This is a genomic window from Geothrix paludis, assembly GCF_022808815.1.
GTDB lineage: Bacteria > Acidobacteriota > Holophagae > Holophagales > Holophagaceae > Geothrix > Geothrix paludis.
The window spans coordinates 776,494-801,923 of record NZ_JAKZLC010000001.1 but is presented as its reverse complement, the minus strand read 5'-3'; the positions used below and the strand labels follow the sequence as shown (position 1 = coordinate 801,923).

Here is a 25,430-nt window from a genome sequence, read left to right as displayed (position 1 = left end):
TCCAGAGGCGGTCTTCATCGAGGTTAAAGACCTCCACGAAGGACACAAAGGGAAAAACAAGAGCACGAAGAACCATCCATTCGTGCCCTTCGTGCCTTGCTTCGTGTCCTTCGTGGAGATCCTTGTTTCAGTGCCCGAGCGGCACTTCCACCCCGTTCACCCACAGCCGCGCGGGCTTCACTTTGCGGAGCGCCTCGGGCGTGAGGGAGCCCAGGGGCACCTGGACCCACAGCAGGTCGGCCACGGCGCCCTTCTGGAGCGTGCCCAGGTCCTTGGCATGGCCCAGGGCGGCGGCATTGCCGCTGGTGTAGGCGCGAAGTGCTTCGGCGCGCGTGAGGCGCTGCGCGGGCAGGAAACCACCAGGCGGATCGCCGGCCGGGTCCTGGCGCGTCTCCGCAGCCGCGAGACTCACGAAGGGGTTGGGGTCCTCCACCGGGGCATCGCTGCCGAAAGCCAGCAGGGCCCCGCCGTTCGCAAGGGTCCGCCAGGGGAAGGCCTCGCTCACGCGGTCGGGGCCCAGACGGGCAGGAGTCCAGCTGTGGTCCGAGGTGCAGTGGACGGGCTGGACGCTGGCCACGACGCCGAGCTTCCCGAAGCGGGCCGCGTCCTCGGTGGTGACGATCTGGGCATGCTCGATGCGCGGAGGCAGAGCGCCTCTTCCCTTCTTCATGGCCTGGGCGATCAGGTCCAGGGCGGCCCGGTTCGCGGCGTCGCCGATGGCGTGGATGGCCGGCTGGAACCCGGCGCGCAGGGTGATCGAGACGTCCAGCGCGACCTTGGCGGGATCCGTGACCCAGAGCCCGCGGGTCGTGGGCTCGTCCGCGTAGGGCGCCAGCAGGCGCGCCCCGCGGCTGCCCAGGGCGCCGTCCAGGTAGAACTTCACGCCCTGGACCTGGAAGAAGGACAGGCTCTTGGCCCGGCCCTGCCGGAGTTCCCGCAGCATCAGGGCGTGGTCGTGGTTCATGTACGCGAACACACGGATGGGCAGGGCCCCCGCGGCGGCCAGGCGCCGGTAGGCGGCCAGCTCGCGAGCCCCCACGCCCATGTCGGCCACGGCCGTGAAGCCGTCGGCGCGCAGGGCGGTGAGGCCCGCCTTGAGCCGCGCCTCCAGCTCGGCGGGGCCGGGCTCGGGAATGAGCTTCTCCACGAGCTGCACGGCCCCGTCCAGGAGAATGCCCGTGGGCTGTCCGCTGGCGTCCTTCAGGATGCGCCCACCCTCGGGGTCCGGCGTCTTGGGGCCGATGCCCGCCAGGGCCAGCGCGGCGCTGTTCACCCAGGCGGCGTGGCCATCCACCCGCTGGAGGAAGGCTGGCCGGGAACCCGCGATGGCGTCCAGGTCGGCGGCCCTGGGGAAGGCCTTGCCCGGCCACCGGTTCTGATCCCAGCCCCGTCCCAGCAGCCAGCCCTTGGGATGGGCAGCGGCCCAGGTCCGGATGCGCTCCAGCGTTCCTGGCAGGTCCGCCGGCCCCGTGAGGTCCGCCTTCCGGCTCAAGGCACCCAGCCCGCCCACGTGGGCATGGCCTTCGATGAACCCGGGCAGGAGGGTGCCACCCGGGAGTTCGACCCGCTGCGCCTGGGGATGGGCCTTGGCAAGCACCTCCACGGGACCGACCGCCAGGATCCTCCCCTTCCGGATGACCACGGCCTGGCCGTGCTGCTGGCCCTGGTCGGTCCACAGATCGGCGCCCTGGATCAGGCGGTAGGAAACGGGGGGGGTGGAGGGTGGCATCGGCATGGGTGGGTCCCTCGGGGTTTCTGGAAGCATAGCTTCGCGACGATTCGCCCCGGAAGGGCGCGGAGGAAGGCGTGCCGGAAGGGGGGCGGGAGGGGCGGGTGGCCCAGGCGTGAATTGGTATAAAAATGCGATAATTGACGTATAAAAATTTATATTACACGTATTTAGGTGTATTGGCCGGGTGACGGCCATCACTGACGGTCTCTCCGGGATCGTAGACAGTTGACCATTGGGTAATGAATAAGGAGGCCCGTGCCCCCCTGGACTGAAACCGCAGATTGGCTGAAGACCGACTCGGGCGCCTTCCTGGCGGCGGGGCGGATGCCCCTCGGGACCACCCCATGGACCGACCAGGAAGCCCGCGCGAGGCTGGTGGCCACGGCCCGCTGGATCCTGCTGGCCATCATCGGCGCCTATGGGCTTTTTGCAGGCGGCGTCTTCTCCGTCAGCGCCTACGGGTTCTTCCTCACCCGCGCCCAGCTGGCTTTCCTGACGGGCGCGGTGGCTTCCGTGGCCGCCTACAGCCTGATCCTCCAACAAGGCTGGTTCGGTGTGAGAGCCTTCCGGTACTCGGATCATGCCCAGATCCTGCTGGACCTCCTCTTCATCACGGTCCTGATCCACTTCAGCGGGGGGCCTTCCAGCTGGTTCTGGCCGGCTTACCTGATCGCCACCATGGAGGCGGCCTTCCTGCTGCCCCGTCCGCGGGAGGTCTGGGCTGTCGGCGCCATCGGCGGGGCCATGCACGGCCTCATGCTGGCGGGGCACTATTTCCGCCTGCTGCCACCGGTGGCCATGCCTTTCGCCCCGGAAGGCCTCGGCGCCAATCCGCTCTACTTGTGCTTGGCCTGGTCCTGGGCTGCGATCCTGAATGCGTCGGTGGCCTTCATCACGGCCCGCCTCATGGGGGTCATCCGGTGGGAGCACCGGGCCCTGAAGGCCCGGGAGGCCCAGCTGCAGCAGTTCGTGGACACGGCGAACGACCTGATCGTCTGCCTCACCCCCGAAGGCCGGTTCCTGTACGCAAACCCCCTCTGGACGAGGACCCTCGGGTACGGCCTCCAGGATCTGGAGACCACCACCTTCTTCGATCTCATCGACCTGGACCACCGGGCCCGCCTGCTGAAGGAATTCGGACGGGCCATGAAGGAGGCGCGGGGGACCATCATGGAAGCCGACGTCCTGGCCAGGAGCGGGGCCCGCATCTCCGTCGAGGGGAACCTCGCCCCGACCCTCAAGGACGGGCGCCCGAGAATGGTCTGGTGCATCTGTCGCGACGTGACCGCGCGGCGGCAGGCCGAGCAGCAGCTCTTCCGGATGGCCCACTTCGACGGCCTGACGGGCCTGCCGAACCGGGCCTCCCTGCTGGAGAAGCTGAACGGGGCCCAGGAGGCGGCCCGGAGATCTGGCCGGAGCCTGGCGGTGCTGTTCGTGGATCTGGACCGCTTCAAGCTGATCAACGACACCCTGGGCCACGCGGTGGGCGACGAGCTCCTGCGCCAGGCCGCGCAACGGATGAAGGCCGCGATCCGCGAAAGCGACACGGTCAGCCGCATCGGCGGCGACGAGTTCATCGTGACCCTGAACGATGTGGAGGGTTCCAAGGAGGCCTCGGCCCTGGCCGGAAGGCTCCTCAGGCCGCTGGCGCGGCCTTTCCACATCAGCGGCCAGGAGATCTTCGTGACGGCCAGCGTCGGCATCAGCCTCTTCCCGGAGGATGGCGAGGGCGGCGAAGCCCTGGTGAAGAAGGCCGACAGCGCGATGTATCACGCCAAGAGCCGGGGCAGGAACAACTACCAGTTCTACCACCCCGGGATGGACCAGGACGTCGAGCGGAGGCTCGTGCTGTCCACCGGGCTCCGCCACGCCCTGGAGGCCGGCGAGTTCCGCGTGCTCTACCAGCCGAAGGTCGAGGTGGACACGGGCCGGATGACCGCCATCGAGGCCTTGGTTCGCTGGGAGCATCCCGACCTGGGTCTTCTCTCCCCCTCCGAGTTCATTCCGCTGGCCGAGGAGACCGGGCTCATCCTCCCCATCGGCGAGTGGGTGCTGCGCGAGGTGTGCAGCCAGGGCGCCCGGTGGCAGGCGCAGGGCCTGCGCCCCATGCGCATCGGCGTGAACCTCTCCGGCTACCAGCTCCAACAGGCCGGCATGGCGGCGGCGGTGAGGCGGATCCTGGAGGAGACGGAGCTGGATCCCCAGTGGCTGGAACTGGAGATCACGGAGACGGTGGTCATGCAGAATCCGGCGCTGGCCGTGGCCGTGCTGGACGAGGTGAAGGCCCTGGGCATCCACGTCTCCATCGACGATTTCGGGACCGGCTACTCTTCCCTCGCACAGCTCAAGCGCTTCTCCGTCAGCACCCTCAAGATCGACAAGTCGTTCATCCGCGATCTGGAGCACGACCCCACCGACGCCGCCATCGCCACGGCCATCATCGCCATGGGTGCGAGCCTGAACCTGCAGGTGGTCGCCGAGGGCGTGGAGACCGAGGGGCAGCTCGCCTTCCTCCGGGAGCGCCAGTGCCACGGCGCCCAGGGGTTCCTGTTCGGCCAGGCGGTGCCGGCGGAGGAGATCGCGAGCCTGCTGGAAGGGGATCCGGCCCCCGAGCTTGTCATGGTGACCTAGCGGAGATCCGCCGGGGCGCGCATTCCGGGTGCTATCGTGGATTCCACGGAGGCCCCATGTATCAGAAGGATTTCCTGGACCAGGTGCGCGCGCAGCTCACGGTGGTGGAAGATCCCGCGAAGCTCCGCGAACGGGCCTTCGAGACCAGCTCGGGCATCCCGCTGAAGAACAGCTACACGCCGGCGGACCTCGCGGGCCATGATCCATTGCGCGACCTGGGCGCGCCCGGGAAGTTCCCCTTCACGCGGCATGTGCAGCCCACGGGGTACCGGGGCCGCCTCTGGACGATGCGCCAGTACGCCGGCTTCGCCACCGCCGAGGAGAGCAACGCCCGCTACCGCTACCTGCTGGAGCAGGGCACCACGGGGCTTTCCGTGGCCTTCGACCTGCCCACGCAGATCGGCATGGACCCCGACCATCCCATGGCCCTGGGCGAGGTGGGCAAGGTGGGCGTGAGCATCAGCTCCATCCACGACATGCGGACGCTGTTCCGGGACATCCCGCTGGACAAGGTCAGCACGAGCATGACCATCAACGCCCCGGCCTCGGTGCTGCTGGCCCTCTACCTGGCCGTGGCGGACGAGCAGGGGGTTCCCTGGGACAAGGTGAGCGGCACCATCCAGAACGACATTCTCAAGGAGTACATGGCCCGCGGCACCTACATCTTCCCGCCGCGCCACAGCCTGCGCCTCATCACGGACATCTTCGCCTTCTGCGCGGACCAGGTCCCCAACTGGAACACCATCTCCATTTCCGGCTACCACATCCGCGAGGCGGGCTGCACCGCGGCCCAGGAAATCGCGTTCACGCTGGGTGACGGCATCGCCTATGTGCAGGCGGCCCTGGACGCTGGCCTGAAGCTGGAAGCCTTCGCGCCGCGCCTCAGCTTCTTCTTCAACGCCCACAACCAGTTCTTCGAGGAGGTGGCCAAGTTCCGCGCCGCCCGCCGACTCTGGGCGCGGATCATGAAGGAACGTTTCAAGACGACCGATGCAAAAAGCCAGATGTTGCGTTTTCACACGCAGACGGCGGGCAGCACGCTGACGGCCCAGCAGCCGGACAACAACATCGTGCGCACCACCGTGCAGGCCATGGCCGCGGTCTGCGGCGGCACCCAGAGCCTGCACACCAACAGCCGGGACGAGGCCCTGGCCCTGCCCACGGAGCAGAGCGCCATGATCGCCCTGCGCACGCAGCAGATCCTGGCCCATGAGTCCCGCGTGGCGGACGTGGTGGACCCCTTCGCGGGCAGCTATCTCATCGAATCCCTGACGGATGAGCTGGAAGCCCGGGCCTCGGCGCTGCTGGCCAAGGTGGACGAGCTGGGCGGCATGGTCGCCGCCATCGAGAAGGGCCTGCCCCAGCGGGAGATCCAGAACGCCGCCTATGCCTACCAGAAGGCCGTGGAGAAGGGCGCCCAGGTCGTGGTCGGCGTGAACCGCTTCGCCATCAGCGGCGAGGCCGCTCCGGACCTCCTGCGGGTGGACGAGGCCCTGGGCGAGACCCGGCGCCGCCAGGTGGCGGCGGTACGGGGGCGCCGGGACCAGGCCGCCGCGTCGGCCCGGCTGGCGGAGCTGTCCGCCGCGGCCAAAGGCACGGAGAATCTCATGCCGCGCATCCTGGCCGCCGTGAAGGCCGAGGCGACGGTGGGAGAAATCTGCGACGCGCTCCGGGCCGTCTTCGGGGAGCACCAGGAGCATCTGGTGCTCTAGATCACATCAGAAGGCCGGAATGTCGCTTGAAAGGGTGGTCCAGGCATCCGAATTGCAATATCGTGACCAACCCGTCCCGCTCCTGCGGGACCCCATCCCGGAGGCATCATGCGTATCGCCATCCTCACCGCCGCTGCGGCGCTGCTCCTCGCCCTTCCCGCCCAGGCCAAGATGCCCTTCGTCAAGAAGGCCCAGGAGCTGGGTTTCACCGACGTCAAGGACTGCAAGGCCTGCCACGTGGGCGCCCCCAAGAAGGGTGGCGAGATGACCGCGCGCGGCAAGTTCCTCGAAGAGACCAAGGCCAAGAAGAAGGCCGCCGAGGTCGACCTGAACTGGCTCAAGGACTACAAGGGCAAGTGAGCCGCTGACGCGGGCTCGCGATCTCGCCGGGCGGGTCTCCCGCCCGGTTTTTTCTGTACTCCGGAGGTGTCCTGTCAATGAATTCCGACATCTGTAGCGACATGTAACTCGGAACATACAAGAACTTCGGACCTGGACCGGTCCGTGATCTAAATCACCATCAGGTATCTTATTGGGAGGTAACCGCGCTAGGGTGATAGCCGACATGTGAGGTAGCTATGCGTCTGCTGCTCGCTGGATTGCTCTCCGCCTTCCTCGCCGCCGCTCCCCCTTCAGCCAATGACTGTGTCGCCTGCCATGACATCGATCTGGCGAAATTCGCGACCACCAAGCACGGAAGCATGGGCTGCACGGATTGCCACAGCAGCATCACCAGGCTACCCCACGCCGACAAGCCCGCGCCGGTGAACTGCGCGGACTGCCACGCGGACCAGGTCAAGGCCTACAAGAAGAGCGTCCACGGCGTCGCCAAGCAGAACGGGATGACCGACGCGGCCACGTGCGCTTCCTGCCACGGCCCGGCCCACGCCATTCTCGGCGCGAGCGATCCCGCCTCGAAGGTGGCCAAGAAGAACCTCGCCGACACCTGCGGCAGCTGCCACTCCAACCCGGATTTCCTCTCCAAGCACCAGATTCCCTTCGTCAAGCCGGTGGAGGCCTACCGCCTCAGCGTGCACGGGCGCGAGGTGGCCAAGGGGAATGCCGCCGCGGCTTCCTGCTCCGACTGCCACGGCAGCCACGACATCCTGGCCTCGCGGGATCCCCAGGCGAAGGTGAACCGGGCCAACGTCGCCGACACCTGCGGCGTCTGCCACAGCGACATCCAGGCCATCTACGCCGACAGCGTCCACGGGCTGGCCCTGAAGCGCGGCTCCAAGGACTCCCCCACCTGCACGGGATGCCACGGTGAGCATGAGATCCTGGCGCCTTCGGAGCCCGGCTCTCTGGTGAACTCTGCGCGCGTGTCCACCAGCACCTGCGGCCGTTGCCACGGCGACGAGCGGCTGAACACCCGCTACGGGTTCGGCGACAAGGTGCCCGCCTACCAGGACAGCTTCCATGGCCTTTCCGTCCGCGGCGGCGGGAAGTCCGCCGCCAACTGCGCGTCCTGCCACGGGGTGCACAACATCCTGCCTTCGGCGGATTCCAGGTCCACCGTGAATCCGGCCAACCTGGCCCAGACCTGCGGGAAGTGCCATCCGGGCGCCGGGGCGAAGCTTGCCGCGGCCCCCATCCACGTGCGCACAGCCACCATGACGGAGCATGTCTCCGTGCGCTGGATCCGGCTGGCCTACCTGGCCCTCATCCCCCTGACCATCGGATTCATGCTGCTGCACAACTTCCTCGACTGGCTGGCCAAGCTGCGGCGCGGACCGCACCACGGCGCCACCCACGAGGGCTTCCCGCGCATGAACCTGACGTTCCGGATCACCCACGGCATGGTGATCGTGAGCTTCATCTCCCTCGTCGTCACGGGCTTTGCCCTGAAGTTCCCGGAATCGGCCTGGGTGAAGCTCTTCCAGTCCTTCGATCCGACTTCCAGCCTCCGCGGCGTGGTCCATCGCATCGCGGCCGTGGTGATGATGGCGGGAACAGTGTTCCACTTTGTCCACCTCGCCCTGTCGAAGCGGGACCGCATCATCCTCGTGGAGCTGCTCCCCTCCTGGCAGGACGCCAAGGACATCTTCAACATGCTCCGGTTCAACCTGGGCCTGATCAAGGAGCGTCCCACCTTCGGCATGTTCGGTTACCCGGAGAAGATGGAGTACTGGGCCTTCATGTGGGGCACCGTGGTGATGGCCGTGACGGGCATCCTGCTGTGGGCCGAGAACTGGAGCCTGCGCCACTTCCCGAAGTGGGTCCTGGACGCGGCCACGGCGGCCCATTGGTACGAGGCCATCCTGGCCACCCTCTCCATCCTCGTCTGGCACTGGTACCTGGTGATCTTCGATCCCGATGTCTACCCCATGGACCTGGCTTGGCTGAACGGCAAGGCCTCCGCGGACCACATGCGCGAGACCCGGCCTGAGTACTACCGGAGGACGATCGAGAAGCACGGAACCGAACACCACGACGCTTGATGCCACCCCCTTTAGCGCATCACTGACCCCTCCCCACCCCATAGGAACCAACCCCATGACCTGGACTTCTACCGATACTCAGGCTCCCGCCGCCGCCAGGCGGCGCGGCGGAAGCCTGCTGCTGGCCCTGATCACCGGCCTCCTCCTCGCCTCGGCGCCCCTGCAGGGCGCCCCTGCCAAGGCGGCCGCCAAGGAAAGCTGCTTCGACTGCCACAGCGACAAGGACCTCACCAAGGAAGGACCGAACGGCACCACCGTGCCGCTCTTCGTGGATGCGGCACGGTTCGGCGGGTCGGTGCACGCCTCGCTCTCCTGTAAGACCTGCCATGCCGAGCTCCACAAGGACCACCCGGGCGATGGCAACCCGGTGCCGAAGGTGAAGTGCGGTACCTGCCACACCGAGGAGGACAAGGTCTACCAGGGCAGCATCCATGGCATGAGCAAGGCCATGGGCGCCTCGGCGGCGGCCAGCTGCGTGGACTGCCACGGGAACCACTACATCGTTCCCGTGAAGCAGACGGACTCGCCGGTCTACAAGATGAACCTGTCGACAACCTGCGCGAAGTGCCACGCCAACAAGAACCTCACCGATGAATACAAGATGAAGTATCCGGCGGTGGCCTCCCAGTACCAGGAGAGCATCCACGGGAAGGCGCTGCTGGTGAAGGGGCTCATCGTGGCGCCCAGCTGCAACGACTGCCACGGCGTCCACGACATAAAGCGGAGCGTGGACCGCAGCTCGCCCATCAACCATGCCAACGTCGCCAAGACCTGCGGCAAGTGCCACGTCACCGTGGAGGAGATCTACAACAAGAGCGTCCATGGCCAGCTGCTGGCGAAGGGCGATCCCCGCGGGCCGGTCTGCATCCAGTGCCACTCCGCCCACCAGATCGAGACGCCGGTGAGCGGCCACTTCAAGGCTGGCAGCGACATGGTCTGCGGCAAGTGCCACGCCGACCGGCTCGAGCACTACCGCGACACCTACCACGGCAAGGCCATGGCCCTGGGCAAGGCCAACACCGCCAGCGCGGTGGCCGCCTGCTATGACTGCCACGGCCACCATGATGTCCTGCGGGCCGCGGATCCCAACTCCCGCCTCTCGCCCGCGAACATCGTCAACACCTGTAAGCAGTGCCATGCCAACGCCTCGGTCAGCTTCGCGAAGTACGCGCCCCATGCGAACCCCATGGACCGCAAAAACTACCCAGTTCTGCACTACGTCTTCCTGATCATGACGACGCTGCTGGTGTGCACCTTCTCCCTGTTCGGCGCGCACACCCTCCTCTGGCTGTTCCGCTCCATCTGGCTCTACCGCCACGACTCCAAGCAGTTCCGCGAGGCCAAGATCAAGATCCAGGAGGACGACGAGCAGTTCACCCGCTTCCAGCCCTTCGAGCGGTTCCTCCACATTCTGGTGGTGACGAGCTTCCTGCTGCTGACGGTCACCGGCATGCCGCTGAAGTTCTACTACACCGACTGGGCGAAGGCCATCTTCCGCTTCTTCGGCGGGGCCGACGTCGCCCGCACGCTCCACCACTTCGGCGCGGTGATCACCTTCGTCTACTTCGCCCTCCACGTGAGCACCACCCTGGCCCACCTCTGGCAGAGGCGCGGCTTCCTGAAGGACCCCGAGACGGGCTCCATCCGGCTGAGCCGCATCTTCACGGCCATGGCCCTTCCTGATTCCATGATCCCCACCAAGCAGGACCTGAAGGACTTCGTGGCCCACAACCGCTGGTTCTTCGGGAAGGGGGCCCGCCCCGAGTTCGATCGCTGGACCTACTTCGAGAAGTTCGACTACCTGGCCGTGTTCTGGGGCGTCTTCGCCATCGGCGTCTCGGGCCTGATCATGTGGTTCCCCGAGTTCTTCAGCAAGTTCATGCCCGGCTGGATGATCAACGTCTCGCTGATCGTGCACTCCGACGAGGCCCTGCTGGCGGCCGGCTTCATCTTCACGGTCCACTTCTTCAACACGCACTTCCGCCTGGAGAAGTTCCCCATGGATACGGTCATCTTCTCGGGCCGCATCTCGAAGTCCGAAATGCTCCATGAGCGGAAGCGCTGGTATGACCGGCTGGTGGCCGAGGGCCGCCTGGACAGCTTCCGCGTCAAGGACGAGTGGGAAGCCTGGAAGGGCATCGCCCGCAGCGCCGGCTACATCTTCTTCGGCGTGGGCCTCGTGCTGCTCTTCCTGATCATCTACGCCATGACTTCGCGCCTTGCGCACTGAGCCCGCTCAGCGCCGAACCCATACGCTCTTTGGCACACCATCACGCAGATCCGCGCCCCACCCACCCGGGTGGGGCCGGGTGGTGGCGGCCGGGACTCCGGTCGTCCATCTGCCCTCCCCTCACTCCGATCCCACGCGGATCGGATCTTCACCCCTATGAAGGAGCCGAAATGCGCCGCATCACCCTCCTCACCACCGCCCTCATCCTTGCCGCCGCCCCCGCGGCCATGGCCAAGATGACCACCGTGAAAGGCGCGAAGTGCACCGCCTGCCACGAGGGCGCGCCCAAGGACAAGAAGTTCAACGCCGCGACCACCAAGATGCTCGCCAAGTACAAAGAAGCCCAGTGCAAGGACTGCCACGGCTGGGCCGAGGGCAAGCTGACCACCTTCAAGAAGAAGTAGTTCTCCTGCTCCAGAAAAAGGGCGGCGCCGAACCCGGCGCCGCCCTTTTTCTGGAGGTGATCAAAGGCCGAGCAGGGAGCGGGCCTCCGCTTCCAGGCGGTCCAGCTGGGCGGCCTCGCCGCGTCCCTGGAGATAGACCTTGAGCTTCGGCTCGGTGCCGCTGGGACGGAAGGCGGCGAAAGCGCCGCTCTCCAGGCGGAACTTGAGGACGTTGCTGCGCGGGATGGCCAGGGCACGGTCGCGCTGGTCAGGACGGTCGAGGATGGGCTCCGTGCGCCCGTCGCCGTGCCAGAGGCAGCTCTGGAAATCCTCCCAGCTGACGACCTTCTCGCCGCCGAGCGAAGCCAGCCCCGCGGCGCGGATGCGTCCCATGGCCTCGGCGAACCGCTTGGCGCCGCCGGGCCGGGGGTCTTCGAGGTTCACCAGGCGGTTGTGGAAGGTGCCCACCCGGGCCATGAGGGCTTCCACGGCCTCGAACAGGGTCTGTCCCTTGGCCTTGTAGTGCCCGGCCATCTCGGCCACCACGAGGGCCGCGGTGACGCCGTCCTTGTCCCGGAGATCCGGCGGCAGCAGCATGCCGTAGCTTTCCTCCGCGCCGAAGGCGTAGGGCTCGCCAAGCTCCAGCAGGCGGTCCATGCACACGGCGATGTTCTTGAAGCCTGTGAGGGTCCACACGACGGGCAGCCCGTGATGGCGCGCCACCTCGGCCATGAAGTCGGAGGTGACCACCGTGCTCACCACGGCGCCCTTCCGGCCCTTCTGGGTGCAGAGGTAGTCCAGCGTGAGGGCCGCCAGGTCATTGCCGGACATGAGCTCCCAGGCGCCGTCGCGCTTGGCCACCACGCCGATGCGGTCCGCGTCGGGGTCGTTGGCGAGGACCACCTCGGCGCCCATGGCCCCGGCCTCCTTCAGGGGCGCGGCGTAGGCGGCGAGCTCCTCGGGGTTGGGGCGCGGGGCGGTGGGGAAGGTGCCGTCCTGGATGCCCTGGCTGGGGCTGAGGGTGAGCGGCAGGCCGGCCCGTTCGAAGAGGGCGGGCACGAAGGCCACCCCGGTGCCGTGGAAGGGCGTGTAGAGGATGCGGGCGGGCTCGAAGGCCTGAGGATGTTGGAGCAGATCCTGGCCCATGGCGAGGTAGGCCTCCTCGACCTCGGCGGGAATGGGCTGGATGCGGCCAGCCGGCGCGACCGGTGGTTCGGGCACCAGAGGCAAGGTGGCCATGTGGGCCTCCACCTCCGTGTCCCAGGGCTCCACCACCTGGCCGCCCAGGTCGTTGTAGGCCTTGAAGCCGTTGTACTCCTTGGGATTGTGGCTGGCGGTGAGGATCACGCCGCAGGCCGAGCCCAGGCGGCGCATGGCGAAGCAGAGGAAGGGCGTGGGCAGGGGGCGGGTGCCGAGGAACACCTGGTAGCCCGCAGCCGCCAGCACGGCGGCGCTCTCAGCGGCGAAGACATCGGAGTTGATCCGAGTGTCGTAGCCCACCACGGCCACCTTCTTCCCGGGGGCCCGTCGCTGGGTCACGGCGGCCAGGGCCAGGGTGGCCCGGCGCACGTTGGGACGGTTCATGCGCCGCAGGCCCGCGGCCATGAAGCCCCGCAGGCCGCCGGTGCCGAAGGCGAGGGGCTCGGAGAACCGGTCCTCCAGCTCCGCGACGGCCTTGGCATCCCCGGCCTCGGCGGCCTTGAGCATGGGCTCCAGCTCCGCCCGGAGCTCCGGCTCCAGGTGGGGGAAGGCAAGGTAGGCGCGGGCGGAATCCAGGCTCATGGAAGGTCCTTAGGCAACATTTCAGGATTGCAGATCAGATCCGGAAGGTCACGCGGCGGTCTTGCGGGCCACCACCTGCACCACGGCTCCGAGGCCCTGATGATGGGCGCCTTCGCGGATGTCCCGCAGCAGCTCCCGGCCCACTTCCAGCTCCAGGCCGGACAGGAGACTCCGCAGCTCGTCGAGGGTTCCGAGCAGATCCGGTTCCTTCGGTCCGCCGGTGTCGTATTCCAGCTGGCGGGGTGTGTAGCCTTCCAGGATGAAGACTCCGCCGGGGGCGAGGGCCCCGGCGCAGCGTGGATACAGATCGCGCCGCAGGGCGGAGGGCAGGTGGCAGAAGATGGAGATGATGCCGCTCCAGGGGCCTTTCCAGGGGGCGGCCCCGAAGTCGAAGTCCGCGAGGTCGGCGACCACGGTGGAGAGGGTCACGCCCCGGCGCGCGGCCAGTTCCCGAGCCCGGGCCAGGCCGACCTCCGACTGGTCCACAGCCGTGACCGCATGGCCCAGCGTGGCCAGATGCACGGCGTTGCGGCCCTGGCCCTCGCCCAGCCCCAGCACGGGGCCTGGCGGGATGCGCGGCGCCATCTCCCTCAGGAAATCGTTGGGTTCGGCGCCGTAGGTCAGCTCGGCTTCCGAATAGCGCGTGTCCCAGAACTCGCGGCCCATCAGGCGCCTCCCAGGGCGATGTCCTCCAGCAGGAGGCTCAGTCCCGCGCTGCCGCCGTACCAGCGGAGGTCGCTGCCCAGGGCCACGATGCGGGTGAGGAAATCGCGGAGGTTGCCGGCGAAGGTGAGCTTGTCCACGGGCTCGGCGAGCACGCCGTCGCGGATGCGGAGGCCCGAGGCGCCCACGCTGAGGTCTCCGCTGACCGGGTCCACCGTGTGCAGGCCCATGATCTCGGTGATGAGCACGCCGTTGCCGGCCATGCGGTACAGGGCCTCGGGGGTCGTGTCCCCGGCCAAGGGGAAGAGGTTGAAGGTGGTGGCGCCGGGCTGGCTGCCGAAGCCGCGCCCGGCGCTGGCCGTGGGCGCCTGACCCAGCTCGGCGGCGGTCTTGAGCGTGTGGAGGTAGGTCCTCAGGGTGCCGCTCTCGATGAGGATGTTGCGCCGCGTGGGCAGCCCTTCGGCGTCCCAGGGTTCCGTGCCGAGGGCAGGGCGGCCAGGAGCTTCGGCCAGCCTGCCGTCGTCCACCAGGGTGAGGAGAGGCGAGGCGATGGGTTCGCCCAGCTTGCCGGCGAAGAGGCTGCGGCCCTTGATCACGGACTCGGCGTCGAGCATGCCCGCGACGATGCCGAGCAGGTCCACGGCCACCTCCGGGTGGAGCACCACGGGGTACTTCCCGGCGGGCAGCCGCTGGGGATGGAGCTTCCGTTCGCCCTTGAGGGCCGCTTCGGCGCCGATGGCGGAGAGGTCAAGGCCCGGCCGGCGGGCCACATCCCAGTGCCAGGCCGCCTGCCGCTCGTCGCCATCGGCCACGGCCAGCTCGATGGCCGCGGAGCAGCTGGACCAGGCATCCGGTGTCCGCACGCCCTTCTGCGTGAGCAGCAGGCTGGCGCCGGAGCCGTCGCTCCAGGCCGATTCGCGCACGGCGGCCACCTTCGATGAGGCCTTCCGGGCTTCGGCCTCCAGCTCCATCGCCCAGGCGATGCGCTGCTCGGGCGTGAGGGCTTCCACGGTGCCATCGAAGCGGCTGGGGAGATCATCGGTGCCTTCGGGATTGGCCTGCCGCAGCCAGGGATCCTCGTCGCCCAGGGCGCTCAGCTCCCAGGCCTGGGCGAAGAGCTGCCGGAAGTCCGCCGCGGCGAGGTCGGTGGTGGTGGCCAGGCCGGTGCGGAAGCCCTGGCCGCCGGCCCGGATCACGCGCACGCCCAGGCCCCCGCGCTTGCTGGTGGTGAGGTCCTCGAGCGCGCCATTCTGCACCTTGGCCTTGCGGCCGCGGGACACGGAGACGAAGGCCTCGGCCCCCTCGGCGCCCAGCTTCAGGGCGTGCCGGATGCCGTCCTGGAGGCGCGCTTCGAGGGACTCGGGAATGAAGGTGCGGAACGGATCGGTCATGTCAGGCTTCCTTCTCGAGGGCGGACTGCAGGATCGCCAGCGCTGGGCCATCGAAGGCCACGAGGGTGATGGTCTGTGGGAGGTCATGGGCCGCCAGCCAGGCCCGGCAGGTGGCCACGGCGATGCCAGCGGCGCGGCCGGCGGGGAAGCCATAGATGCCGGTGCTGATGGCGGGGAAGGCCACGGTGCGGCAGGCGTGGGCCTCGGCCAGGCGGAGGCTCTCGCGGTAGCAGGAAGCGAGCAGGTCGTCCTCGCCGGAGTCCCCGTCTTGCCAGACGGGTCCTACCGTGTGGATCACGAACTTCGCGGGCAGACGGTGACCGGCTGTGATGACGGCCCGTCCCGTCTTGCACCCACCCTGGCGATTCCGGATGGCCTGGCACTCCTCCAGCAGCCCCGGTCCCGCGGCGCGGTGGATGGCCCCGTCCACGCCGCCGCCGCCCAGGAGGCTGCTGTTCGCGGCGTTCACGATGGCGTCCGCGGCGAGGGTGGTGATGTCGGCCTGCACCACCCGCAGGCGCGCTTCCGTCAAATCACGCTCGGGAGAGGCTCGGCGGTGCCGCCGACCACGAGAGAGGGGCAGAGGATGGTGGGCAGCGCGTCGCTCACGGGCACGCCCTGGCCGTCCTTGCCGCAGGTGCCGATGTCGAAGTGGTGGAGGTCGCTGCCGATGCGCGTGAGCTGCTTCAGCACCTCGGGGCCGCAGCCGCTGAGGGTGGCGTTCTTCACGGGATACTTCGGCTCGCCGTTCTCCACCCAGTAGCCTTCGGTCACCTGGAACACGAAGTTGCCGGTCACGGTATCCACCTGGCCGCCGCCCATGTGCTTCACCAGCAGGCCGCGGTCCAGGTCGCGCAGGATGGCTTCGGGCGCCTCGCTTCCGGCGGCCAGGAAGGTGTTGCGCATGCGGGGGATGGGCAGGTGGCGGTAGCTCTCCCGGCGGCCGTTGCCCGTGGGCTCCGTGGTCATCTTCCGCGAGGTCTTGCGGGACTGGAGGTAGGCCTTCAGCACGCCGTTCTCGATGAGGACCACGCGGCTGACGGGGTTGCCCTCGTCGTCGATGGCCTGGCTGCCGCGCTTGTGGGGCAGGGTGCCGTCGTCGATGATCGTCACGCCGTCGGCGGCCACCTTCTGGCCCAGCTTTCCGGCGAAGGCCGACATGCCCGCCAGCGCGAGATCCGCCTCCAGGCCGTGCCCGCAGGCTTCGTGGATCATGGTGCCCCCGGCGCTGCTGCTGAGCACCACGGGGAAGGTGCCGGCGGGCGCGGGCTGGGCGTACAGGGCCTGGATGGCCAGGCGCACGGCCTCCTTCACGGTGCGGGCCACGGCCTCGTCCGTGAACAGCTCGAAGCCGCGTGTCTCGCCGAGGGCCTGGTAGCCGGTCTGGAGCTGGCTGCCGTCGCCGGCGGTGACATTGGTCCGCAGGACGCCCTGGGTGCGGTGGTCTTCGGTGAGACGGCCGGTCCAGACGCCGTCATTGCGCTCTGCCGCGGCGATCCACACCCGCTGGGTGTTGTCGCCGTAGCCCACGGAGACCTGCTTGAGGGCGCCGGGGCGCAAGGCCTCGGCCTCCTTGCGCGCCAGGGCCTCGGCGCGGCGCACCAAGGCCACTTTCTCGTCGAGGGGCACCGTGTCGGGATCCCGCTCCACGGGGCTGGGGGTGGGATGGATCTGCACCGCCAGGGCGGGGACGTCCGCGGACGAGCCGGTGCCCGGTGCCGCCAAGGTCCGGGCGGCCTCCACCAGCTCCTCGAAGGCCGGGGCGATGAGGTCCGCGAAGCGGGTGGTCTCGCCATCCATCAGGCGCAGGCTGGCGCCGAAGGTCTCGGAGGAGAGCACGTCCTCCATGCGGCCGTCGTCCATGCCCAAGGCATGGGCCCGGCGCCGTTCCACGAAGACCTCAGCGTAGTCGCCGCCCTTGTGGAGCAGAGCGGAGAGGACCTCGCGGAGCTGGTCGGCGGTGAAGGGTGCGGGCATCGGCGATCTCCAGGTCCGCGCGCGGCGGATCTTCCAGTTTGACAGAAGGGAGGCCTCGGCTCCTGTGAGGATCTCCGCGAGATCCCTGCCGTCGTTGGGGATCACCAGGTCCGCATGGAGGGCACGCTCCGGGGCCGAGGCCTGGGCCCGAAGCCGGGCCAGGGCGGCCTCCCGGGGCATGCCATCCCGGGCCAGGAGGCGCGCCAGCCGCAGGTCCTCTGGAGCGTCCACGGTCCAGAAGGCGTCGAAGTGGTGGGCCCGGCCCCGCTCCACCCACAGCGCCGCGTCCAGCACCGCGCCGCGGGTGCCGGGAGAGAGCGCCAGGAGGCGTTCCGCCAGGAGGGCCTCGATGCGGGGATGGAGGATGGCGTTCAGCCGGGCCCGCGCCCCGCCGTCCGCGAACACATGGACGGCCATCCAGGCCCGGTCCAGTGTGCCGTCCGCCTGAAGGCAGCCGGGCCCGAAGGCCGCCACGACGGCCGCCAGCCCGTCGCTTCCGGGCCGCACCGCCTCCCGGGCGAGCGCGTCCGCATCGATCACGGCCCAGCCCCGATCCGCCATTTGCCTTGCCACGAAGCTCTTGCCCGCCGCGATGCCGCCGGTGAGGCCAAGGAGGGGAAAGGGTGAAGTCAGCATGGCGGCTCCCCCCTGATTCTGCGCTCAACCGCCCCGGAACGGCACGGAGCCTGAATCCGGAGTCTCGGCTACACTGGTTCGTTCCTCTTCTTGACCCGAGGTCACATGAAAGACGCGACACCCGAACAGGCCATGGATCTCTCGCAGCTGGAAAAGCCGGTGCTCGAGCTGGAGGCCCAGATTCGGGCCATGGAGATGGACCCCTCCCAGTCGAAAGAACGGGAAAAGCTGCAGAAGAAGCTGGACAAGCTGAAGGCCGAGCTGTTCACGAACCTCACGGACTGGCAGCGGGCCCAGCTCGCCCGCCACCCAAAGCGCCCCTACACGCTCGACTACCTGGAGCGCATCTGCGAGCGCTTCGAAGAATTGCACGGCGACCGGCGCTTCGGCGACGACGCCGCCATCGTGGGTGGCATGGGCTGGATCGAGGGCAATCCCGTCATGATCATCGGCCAGCAGAAGGGCCGGGACACCAAGCAGAAGATCCTTCGCAACTTCGGCATGCCCAAGCCCGAGGGCTACCGCAAGGCCCTTCGCCTCATGAAGCTGGCCGAGAAGTTCCAGCGGCCGGTCCTCTGCCTCATCGACACGCCGGGCGCCTATCCGGGCGTCGACGCAGAGGAGCGCGGCCAGGCCGAGGCCATCGCGCGGAACCTGCTGGAGATGGCCAAGCTCGAAGTGCCCGTGGTGGCCGTCGTCCTGGGCGAAGGCGGTAGCGGCGGGGCTCTGGCCCTGGGCGTGGCGGACCGCGTGCTCATGATGGAGAACGCCATCTATTCGGTGATCTCGCCCGAGGGCTGCGCTTCCATCCTGTGGAAGGATGCGAGCCAGGCTTTCAAGGCTGCCGAGGCCCTCAAGCTCACGGCCCCGCATCTGCTGGAGCTGGGCGTCATCGACGGCATCGTGAAGGAGCCCCTGGGCGGCGCGCACTCGGATTTCGACGCCGCGGCCGCTGCCCTCAAGGAGGCGGTCATCGAGGCCTTCTCCGAGCTGTCCGAGCTGTCCGCCGAGCAGCTGGTGGAGGAGCGGTACCAGAAGTTCGCCCGCATGGGCAGCGTGGGCTGAGATGGATGCCAAGATCTGGGCTCTCCGGCGGGAGATCCCGGCGGGGCCGTCGCCCTGGAAGGCCCTGGCCGCGGCCTGGAACCTGGAGCCGCGCCTGGCGCGGCTGGCCTGGCTGCGGGGCGTGGACCGGCCCGAGGATCTGGGCTGGCGGCTGGATCCTTCCTGGTCCCGGAGCACGGACCCGCACCTGCTGCCGGGCGTGGATGCGGCCGTGGCGCGCATCCGTCGCGCCGTGGAAGCCCGTGAGCGCATCGTGGTCTACGGCGACTACGACGTGGACGGCGTCACGGCCACGGCCCTGCTGGTGCGGGCCCTGGAGCGGATCGGGGCCGAGGTCTCCTTCTTCATCCCCAACCGGTTCTCGGATGGCTACGGCCTGCACCTGGACTGCATCCGGGAGCTGAAGGAGGCCCGGGACCCCGGGCTCATCGTCTCCGTGGATTGCGGCGTGCGCAGCGTGGCGGAGGTGGCCGCCAGCACGGAGCTGGGCCTGGACTGGGTGATCACGGACCACCATGCGCTGGGCCCGGAGCTGCCGCCGGCCTGCGCCGTGGTGCATCCCCACCTCGACGGCTATGCCAACCCCTTCCTGGCGGGCGTGGGCGTGGCCTTCAAGTTGGCCCAGGCCCTGCTCGGCGCCGTGCCCCATCCCACGGGCGCCGACGCGGCCTTCCTGGACGGGATGCTCAAGCTGGTGGCCACCGGCACCGTGGCGGATGTGATGCCGCTGCGGGACGAGAACGCCCTGCTGGTCCGTCGGGGACTCGATTCCCTGGGCGGGAAGAACGGCCCCGGCCTGGCGGCCCTGCTGCGGGCCGCGAAGAAGGAAGGTGCCCTGGGCGGGCAGGACATCGCTTTCGGTTTGGCGCCGCGGCTGAATGCCGTGGGTCGCATGGGCGGGGCCGAAGATGCCGTGCGCCTCCTGCTCACGCGGGACGCTGCCGAGGCCGAGGTGCTGATGGCCCGGGTGGAGGCCCTCAACCAGGAGCGCCGCGCCATCCAGGAGGAGCTGGCGGCCCGCCTGCCGCGCCCGGGCGGCGCGGCCTTCGACCTGGCGCTGGATCCCACCGCCCACAAGGGCGTCATCGGCATCGTGGCGGGCCACCGCATGCGCGCCACGGGCCGGCCCGCGGGCGTCTGCACGGTGATCGACGGCGTGGCGCACTGCAGCCTGCGGGCTCCGGAAGGCTATGACCTCGGCGAGTTGCTGGCCCTGGCCCAGCCCTTCATCTTGGGCGGCGGCGGCCATCGCGCGGCCGCAGGCCTCAGCTTCGAGGCCTCGCGGCTGGCCTTCGTCCGCCAGGCCCTGGAGCGGGGCGCCCAGGCCCAGGCCACGCAGGCCCAGGCCGGGGGACGAGCGATCCCGCCGCTCCTGGTGGATGGCGCGCCCGGGGACCTCCCGGACGATGCGGATCTGGCCCGCCTGGAGCCCTTCGGCCAGGGGTTCGCACCGCCCCTGGTGAGGCTGGAGGGTCCGGTGGCCTCCTCGTCCTCGTTCGGGGCCGATCACTGGAAGCTGCGCCTGGCGGGCCTGGCGGATCCCGTCACCTGGTTCGCCGGCCACGCGCGCCCTGCGCAGCCGCGAGTGGGAGATCGGCTCTGCGTGTCCGCCACGCCCCAGGGCAGCGCCCGCTGGGGCCGCTCCTGGCTGGTGGACGCCCCGCTCGGGGAGATGGCGCCATGAAGGTCCGGGCTCTGCTCCAGGATCTCCCCCCTGCGCGGCACCCCCTCTGGCGGGGCCTCGGCTGGGCCCTGGCGGCGGGAACCCTGGGCTTCACCCTGCGTTTCCTGGTGGTGGGCAACGAAGGCATGCCCGGACGGACCGCGAGCGGCGATCCCCTCTTCGGCGCGGGCACCAAGGGCACCCTGGGGACGCTCACGGAGCAGCTGGGGCCCAACCGCATGGTGCTGACCTACCGGACCATCGAAGGCTCGGAAGAGGACCTGCACCTGGAGACGGTGACCGGCCGCCTGGATGAGCAGACCGGACAGTGGCGCATGTTGTCGCCTAAGGCTCACCGCCAGGCGGGAGTGTGGACGCTCGAGGGTCCACTGGACCTGGAAGTGGCCGACCCGGGCACCAAAGCGCTCCTGGGCAAGGGCCGCGTAGAGAACGCCGGCCCCGCCCTGCGCTGGGTCGGGGGGGAATGGGAGGGCCTGGCGCCCCTGCGCTGGGAGGCCCTGGAGGGCTCCGCCCGGGGCGTCTGGAACCTGCCCGCCGGGTGGCGGCGCGAGGCGGACGGCCGCTTCCGCGTAGACCAGGGCCCCGTGCGCTGGCAGGCCCCTCCGGCCGGGGCCGGGCCGGCCACCCTCCAGGCCATGGAGGCCGAGCGGCTCTGGGCCATGCCCGGCTTCCAGACGGGCCATCTGGAGGGCGTGAAGGCCCGCCTGACCGAAGGATCGCTCCAGGCCTCGGTGGCGGACCTGACCCCGGACATGGTCACCTGGCCGGGTCCCCTGTCCTTCGAACGCTCCGATGGCTGGCACGGCGACGCCAAGGGCGGCGTGGCACCGCGGCCCGCGCCGGGGGCGACCTTCCAGCAGGTGGAGTTCCGCGCCTTCCGGGCCCGACGCGCGGGGCCCGAGGGCGAGGAACTCCTCTCCACCGAGGGCGCCCGGTGGACACCCGCCGGGCTGCGTCTGGAAGGCAACGTGGTGTGGGACCAGCCCATGGATGGCCAGCGCCTCGTGCTGCGGGCCCCGCGGGTGCTCATGCGGGAAAAGCCGGGCGGCGACCTCCCCGAGTCCCTGCCCGTGGGTCATGCCGTGGCGGAGGGGCATCCGATCCTCACCTGGGGGCGGCGGAACCTGTCCTCCCCCCGCATCTCCGTGGAGCGGGCCACTAGGCGCTGGAAGCTCCAGGCGCCGGTGCTGGGCCGCGGCGAGGACGGGACCTTCAGTGGCGGGGCGGGGCAGGGCGATCCCCGCTCCTGGACCATCGAAGGGCCGGTGCAGGTGAACCTGTTCTCCGGAGGCAATCTGCGGGGGGCCCGGCTTGTCTGGGAAGACACGCTCTGGACGCTCACGGGCAGGCCCGCGGGCTGGAGCCGCCTGCGGGAGCGCCTGTCCGGCCCGCGCATCCTCAGGAAGGGCGAGACGGTGACCTTCCCGGAAGGCCTGAACGGCACCCTGGCCGCGGCGGACGGGGACCTGTACCTGCGGGCTGAACAGGGACAGAGCGAAGGCCAGAAGATCCTGCTCAGCGGCGGCGTGGAGTGCCAGGGTCAGGGTTGGCGTCTGGCGGCGGACAGGGTGACGGTCATCGTGGGGCCGGACCGCACGGCGAAGCTGATCCAGGCCCAGGGCGCCGTCACGCTCAAGGGCCGCCTCGGCGAAGGGCAGGGCGAGGCCCTCGATCTCGAGCCCGGAACCCAGACGGCCAAATGGCAGGGCCGCGTGCGCGGCAAGGGCGCGGGACCCGGGTGGTGAATCCCCGGCCGGTCTCGGGCATGATGGATTAGACATCGTATTAGGAGGCACCATGAACCGGTTCCGGTCCCTGCCATCCCTGGCCCTTCTTCTGGCGGTCGTGCCGGTGCTGGCTGCCCCGCCGTCCAAGGCCGCGCAGGCCCGGAAGGACTCGCCCCTGGTGGACATGCCCCTCCGGAATCTGGGGCCGGCGGTCACGTCGGGACGGGTGTCGGACATCGCCGTCGATCCCCACAGGCCGGACACCTGGTACGTGGCCGTGGCCTCCGGCGGGGTCTGGAAGACCGTGAACGCCGGCGCCACCTGGACGCCCCTCTTCGACAAAGAAGGTTCTTTCTCCATCGGGTGCGTGACCGTGGACCCCCATGACCCGAACACGGTGTGGGTGGGCACCGGCGAGAACAACTCCCAGCGCTCGGTGGCCTATGGCGACGGCGTGTACCGCAGCCTTGACGGCGGGAAGCACTGGGAGAACATGGGGCTCAAGACCAGCGAGCACATCGCGAAGATCCTCGTGGATCCGCGCAACAGCCAGGTGGTCTTCGTGGCTGCGCAGGGGCCCCTCTGGAACGACGGCGGGGAGCGCGGGCTCTACAAGACCACCGACGGCGGCAAGACCTGGAAGGTTGTGCTGACGGTCGACGCGCACACGGGCGTCACCGACGTGGTGATGGATCCGCGGCATCCCGACGTCCTCTACGCGGCCACCTACCAGCGTCGGCGCCACGTCTGGGGCATGATCGACGGCGGCCCGGGCAGCGGCATCCACAAGAGCCTGGATGGCGGCCAGACCTGGACCCGGCTCAAGGATGGCCTGCCTAAGGAGGACATGGGCCGCATCGGCCTGGCGGTTCCCGAAGGCGAGCCGGACACGGTCTACGCCACCATCGAGGCCGCCAACAAGGCCGGCGGCTTCTTCCGGAGCAAGGATGGAGGCCGCACCTGGGAGCGCCGCAACGAGCAGGTCTCCGGCAGCGCGCAGTACTACCAGGAACTCTTCTGCGACCCGAAGGATCCCCAGCGCGTGTATTCCATGGACACCTGGATGCAGGTGACCGAGGACGGCGGCAAGACCTGGCGCCGCGTGGGGGAGAAGCACAAGCATGTGGACAACCACGCGCTGTGGATCGACCCCGCGAACAGCGAGCACCTGCTCTCCGGATGCGACGGAGGCCTGTACGAGAGCCGGGACCGGGGCGCCACCTGGATCTTCACCGCCAACCTGCCGGTCATCCAGTACTACCGGGTGGCCGTCGACAACGCGAAGCCCTTCTACACCATCTACGGCGGCACCCAGGACAACTTCTCCATGGGCGGTCCCAGCCGCACGCGGAACCTGCACGGCTCCACCAACCAGGACTGGTTCGTGACCCAGGGCGGGGACGGGTTCTACAGCCAGGTGGATCCGGACGATCCGAACACCGTGTACTCCGAAAGCCAGTACGGCGGCCTGGCCCGCTTCGATCGCCGCACGGGCGAGCGGGTGGAACTCCAACCCCAGCCCGCGCCCGGCGAGGAGCCCTTCCGCTGGAACTGGGACGCGCCGCTGCTGATCAGTCCCCACAGCGGGAAGCGCCTCTACTTTGCCGCCCAGAAGCTCTTCCGCAGCGATGACCGCGGCGACAATTGGGCCGCCGTGAGCCCGGACCTGACGCGGAAGATCGACCGCAGCCGCCTGAAGATCATGGACAAGGTGTGGGGCGTGGATGCCGTGGCCCGCAACACCTCCACCAGCTTCTTCGGCAACATCGTTTCGCTGGCGGAGAGTCCCAAAGCGGAGGGCCTGCTCTATGTGGGCACGGACGATGGCCTGCTCCAGGTCAGCGAAGACGGCGGCAAGGCCTGGCTCAAGACGGACCGCTTCCCCGGCGTGCCCGACCTGACCTACGTCTCCTGCCTGTCGGCGAGCCCCCACCAGGCCGGCACCGTGTACGCGGCCTTCGACAACCACAAGACGGGCGACTTCCGGCCCTACCTGCTGCGCTCCCGGGACCGTGGGCGCACTTGGGAATCCATCGCCGCCGGGCTCCCCGAGCGGGGCAGTGTCTACACTGTGCGCGAGGACCCGGCCCGGGAGGGCCTGCTCTACTGCGGCACGGAGTTCGGCCTCTTCTTCAGCCTCGACGCCGGCAAGTCCTGGTCGAAGTTCTCCAAGCTGCCGAACATCGCCGTGAAGGACCTGGCCATCCAAGAGCGGGAGGGCGATCTGGTGGTGGCCACGTTCGGGCGCGGCTTCTTCATCCTCGACGACCTGACCGCCCTGCGCGAGGCCAAGCCGGAGGACTTTGCGACCGAAGCGCACCTCTACGGCTTGAGGCCCGCCCAGGCCTACATCCCCGCCGTCCCGTTCGGCGGGCCCGGGAAATCCTTCCAGGGCGACTCGCTATTCCTCTCGCCCAATCCGCCCTTCGGCGCGGTCTTCACCTACCACGTGAAGGAGGAACTGAAGACGCTGAAGGGCCAGCGCCACGAGAAGGAGAAGGAAGCCACCAAGGCCGGCCAGGATCCCGCCATTCCAGCCTGGGACGCGCTCCGCGCCGAGGACCGGGAGATCCCGCCCGCGGTGGTGCTGACCATCGCCGCGGGAGACGGGCAGGTCGTCCGGCGCCTCGCCGCGAAGCCCGAGAAGGGGCTTCACCGCCTGGCGTGGGACCTCCGCCTCCAGGACCCGTCTCCCATCCGCCTGAAGGCCGCGGGCGACCGGGATCCCTGGGACTACGGCGATCATGGCGCCCTGGCGGCGCCGGGGCGCTACCAGGCCACCCTCTCCTTCCAGGTGGATGGCGTGCTGAAGCCCGTGGCGGGTCCCGTCGCGTTCGACGTGAAACCCCTCGACGCCGACCGCCTCACCGCAGCCCAGTGGACTGAGTACAGTGCCTTTTGCGCCCGCATGGGCGAGGCCCAGCGCCGAGCCATGGGCGCTTCCGAGCGGCTGAGCGAGGCCCAGACCCGCCTCGATTTCGTTCGCAAGGCGCTGCTGGAGACGCCTGCCGCCGATGCGACGCGGCTGGAGCAGGCGAGGAAGCTCCATCGGGAGCTGAAGGACCTGCGCACCCTCCTGAGCGGAGACGCCACCGTGGCCAGGTACCAGGAGCCCACGGCCCCGGGCATCGTGGGTCGCATCCGAGAGGTGACCGGCAGTGTGTGGGCCACCACGCAGCTTCCCACCGGCACCCAGCGCCAGAACCTGGCCTGGGCCGAGGAGGGCCTTAAGGCCTTCCAGGGACGGTTCGAGACGGCTTCGGGAGCCCTCAAGGCCCTGGAGGACGCCCTGGATGCCGCCAAGGCCCCATACACCCCGGGCCGCGCCCTCCCCTGAAGCTTTCTCCTTCCGCGCGCTGGCCACGGCGCGCGCCCT

The 25,430-nt window shown here is 69.2% G+C and carries 16 protein-coding genes; 10 read left to right on the top strand and 6 right to left on the bottom strand.

From position 1 onward, the window contains the following. Nucleotides 1–127: 127 nt before the first annotated feature. Nucleotides 128–1,735, bottom strand: a complete 1,608-nt coding sequence (locus MLE64_RS03695; protein WP_243316121.1) for an amidohydrolase — start codon at nucleotides 1,733–1,735, stop codon at nucleotides 128–130. A 252-nt stretch (nucleotides 1,736–1,987) separates the two neighbouring features. Here MLE64_RS03695 and MLE64_RS03690 point away from each other — a divergent pair, with 252 nt between their 5' ends. The 6 genes from MLE64_RS03690 (at nucleotide 1,988) to MLE64_RS03665 (ending at nucleotide 11,150) form a co-directional block, all read left to right on the top strand. Continuing rightward, the gene (locus MLE64_RS03690; protein WP_243316119.1) at nucleotides 1,988–4,363 is read left to right on the top strand and encodes a putative bifunctional diguanylate cyclase/phosphodiesterase; all 2,376 of its coding nucleotides are present in this window, start codon (nucleotides 1,988–1,990) and stop codon (nucleotides 4,361–4,363) included. Between the two features lie 56 nt (nucleotides 4,364–4,419). Next, the gene (locus MLE64_RS03685) at nucleotides 4,420–6,075 is read left to right on the top strand and encodes an acyl-CoA mutase large subunit family protein (RefSeq protein ID WP_243316117.1); all 1,656 of its coding nucleotides are present in this window, start codon (nucleotides 4,420–4,422) and stop codon (nucleotides 6,073–6,075) included. Nucleotides 6,076–6,183: 108 nt separating this feature from the next. Continuing rightward, a complete protein-coding gene (locus MLE64_RS03680) occupies nucleotides 6,184–6,435 on the top strand; it encodes a hypothetical protein (protein ID WP_243285995.1) in 252 nt (83 codons plus the stop codon). A gap of 218 nt (nucleotides 6,436–6,653) precedes the next feature. Beyond that, nucleotides 6,654–8,516, top strand: coding sequence for a cytochrome c3 family protein (locus tag MLE64_RS03675; RefSeq protein WP_243316116.1), 1,863 nt, complete (start codon nucleotides 6,654–6,656; stop codon nucleotides 8,514–8,516). 55 nt (nucleotides 8,517–8,571) lie between these two features. Further along, entirely contained in the window at nucleotides 8,572–10,746 is a 2,175-nt protein-coding gene (locus tag MLE64_RS03670; RefSeq protein WP_243316113.1) for a cytochrome b/b6 domain-containing protein, read from the top strand. 170 nt (nucleotides 10,747–10,916) lie between these two features. Beyond that, a complete protein-coding gene (locus MLE64_RS03665) occupies nucleotides 10,917–11,150 on the top strand; it encodes a cytochrome c3 family protein (RefSeq protein WP_243285998.1) in 234 nt (77 codons plus the stop codon). Between the two features lie 60 nt (nucleotides 11,151–11,210). On the opposite strand, the gene MLE64_RS03660 is transcribed toward MLE64_RS03665, so the two are convergent. From MLE64_RS03660 to coaE, 5 genes are read right to left on the bottom strand one after another with little or no spacing between them, the layout of a single operon-like run. Further along, nucleotides 11,211–12,911, bottom strand: a complete 1,701-nt coding sequence (locus MLE64_RS03660; protein WP_243316111.1) for a phospho-sugar mutase — start codon at nucleotides 12,909–12,911, stop codon at nucleotides 11,211–11,213. A 48-nt stretch (nucleotides 12,912–12,959) separates the two neighbouring features. Further along, the gene (locus MLE64_RS03655) at nucleotides 12,960–13,577 is read right to left on the bottom strand and encodes an SAM-dependent methyltransferase (protein ID WP_243316109.1); all 618 of its coding nucleotides are present in this window, start codon (nucleotides 13,575–13,577) and stop codon (nucleotides 12,960–12,962) included. After that, nucleotides 13,577–14,965 (bottom strand): TldD/PmbA family protein, encoded by a 1,389-nt coding sequence (locus MLE64_RS03650; protein WP_243316107.1) that lies wholly within the window; start codon nucleotides 14,963–14,965, stop codon nucleotides 13,577–13,579. The genes MLE64_RS03655 and MLE64_RS03650 overlap by 1 nt, the downstream gene beginning before the upstream one ends. 1 nt (nucleotide 14,966) lies before the next feature. Continuing rightward, nucleotides 14,967–15,497 carry an O-acetyl-ADP-ribose deacetylase gene (locus tag MLE64_RS03645; RefSeq protein WP_243316106.1) on the bottom strand — a complete coding sequence of 177 codons (531 nt, stop codon included), beginning with the start codon at nucleotides 15,495–15,497 and terminating at the stop codon, nucleotides 14,967–14,969. After that, nucleotides 15,494–17,578 (bottom strand): dephospho-CoA kinase, encoded by a 2,085-nt coding sequence (gene coaE, locus MLE64_RS03640; RefSeq protein ID WP_243316104.1) that lies wholly within the window; start codon nucleotides 17,576–17,578, stop codon nucleotides 15,494–15,496. Before coaE ends, MLE64_RS03645 begins: the two co-directional genes overlap by 4 nt. Before the next feature lie 105 nt (nucleotides 17,579–17,683). Between coaE and MLE64_RS03635 the strand changes: the two genes are divergently transcribed. Genes MLE64_RS03635 through MLE64_RS03620 form a run of 4 tightly spaced genes read left to right on the top strand, consistent with a single transcriptional unit; the run spans nucleotide 17,684 to nucleotide 25,391 of the window. Continuing rightward, on the top strand, nucleotides 17,684–18,643 hold the full coding sequence (locus tag MLE64_RS03635) for an acetyl-CoA carboxylase carboxyltransferase subunit alpha (protein WP_243316102.1): 960 nt from the start codon (nucleotides 17,684–17,686) through the stop codon (nucleotides 18,641–18,643). 1 nt (nucleotide 18,644) lies between these two features. After that, the gene (locus MLE64_RS03630; RefSeq protein WP_243316100.1) at nucleotides 18,645–20,327 is read left to right on the top strand and encodes a single-stranded-DNA-specific exonuclease RecJ; all 1,683 of its coding nucleotides are present in this window, start codon (nucleotides 18,645–18,647) and stop codon (nucleotides 20,325–20,327) included. After that, on the top strand, nucleotides 20,324–22,072 hold the full coding sequence (locus MLE64_RS03625) for a hypothetical protein (protein ID WP_243316099.1): 1,749 nt from the start codon (nucleotides 20,324–20,326) through the stop codon (nucleotides 22,070–22,072). Before MLE64_RS03630 ends, MLE64_RS03625 begins: the two co-directional genes overlap by 4 nt. A 52-nt stretch (nucleotides 22,073–22,124) precedes the next feature. After that, complete coding sequence (locus tag MLE64_RS03620) at nucleotides 22,125–25,391, top strand: exo-alpha-sialidase (protein ID WP_243316097.1); 3,267 nt, start codon at nucleotides 22,125–22,127, stop codon at nucleotides 25,389–25,391. Nucleotides 25,392–25,430: the final 39 nt, after the last annotated feature.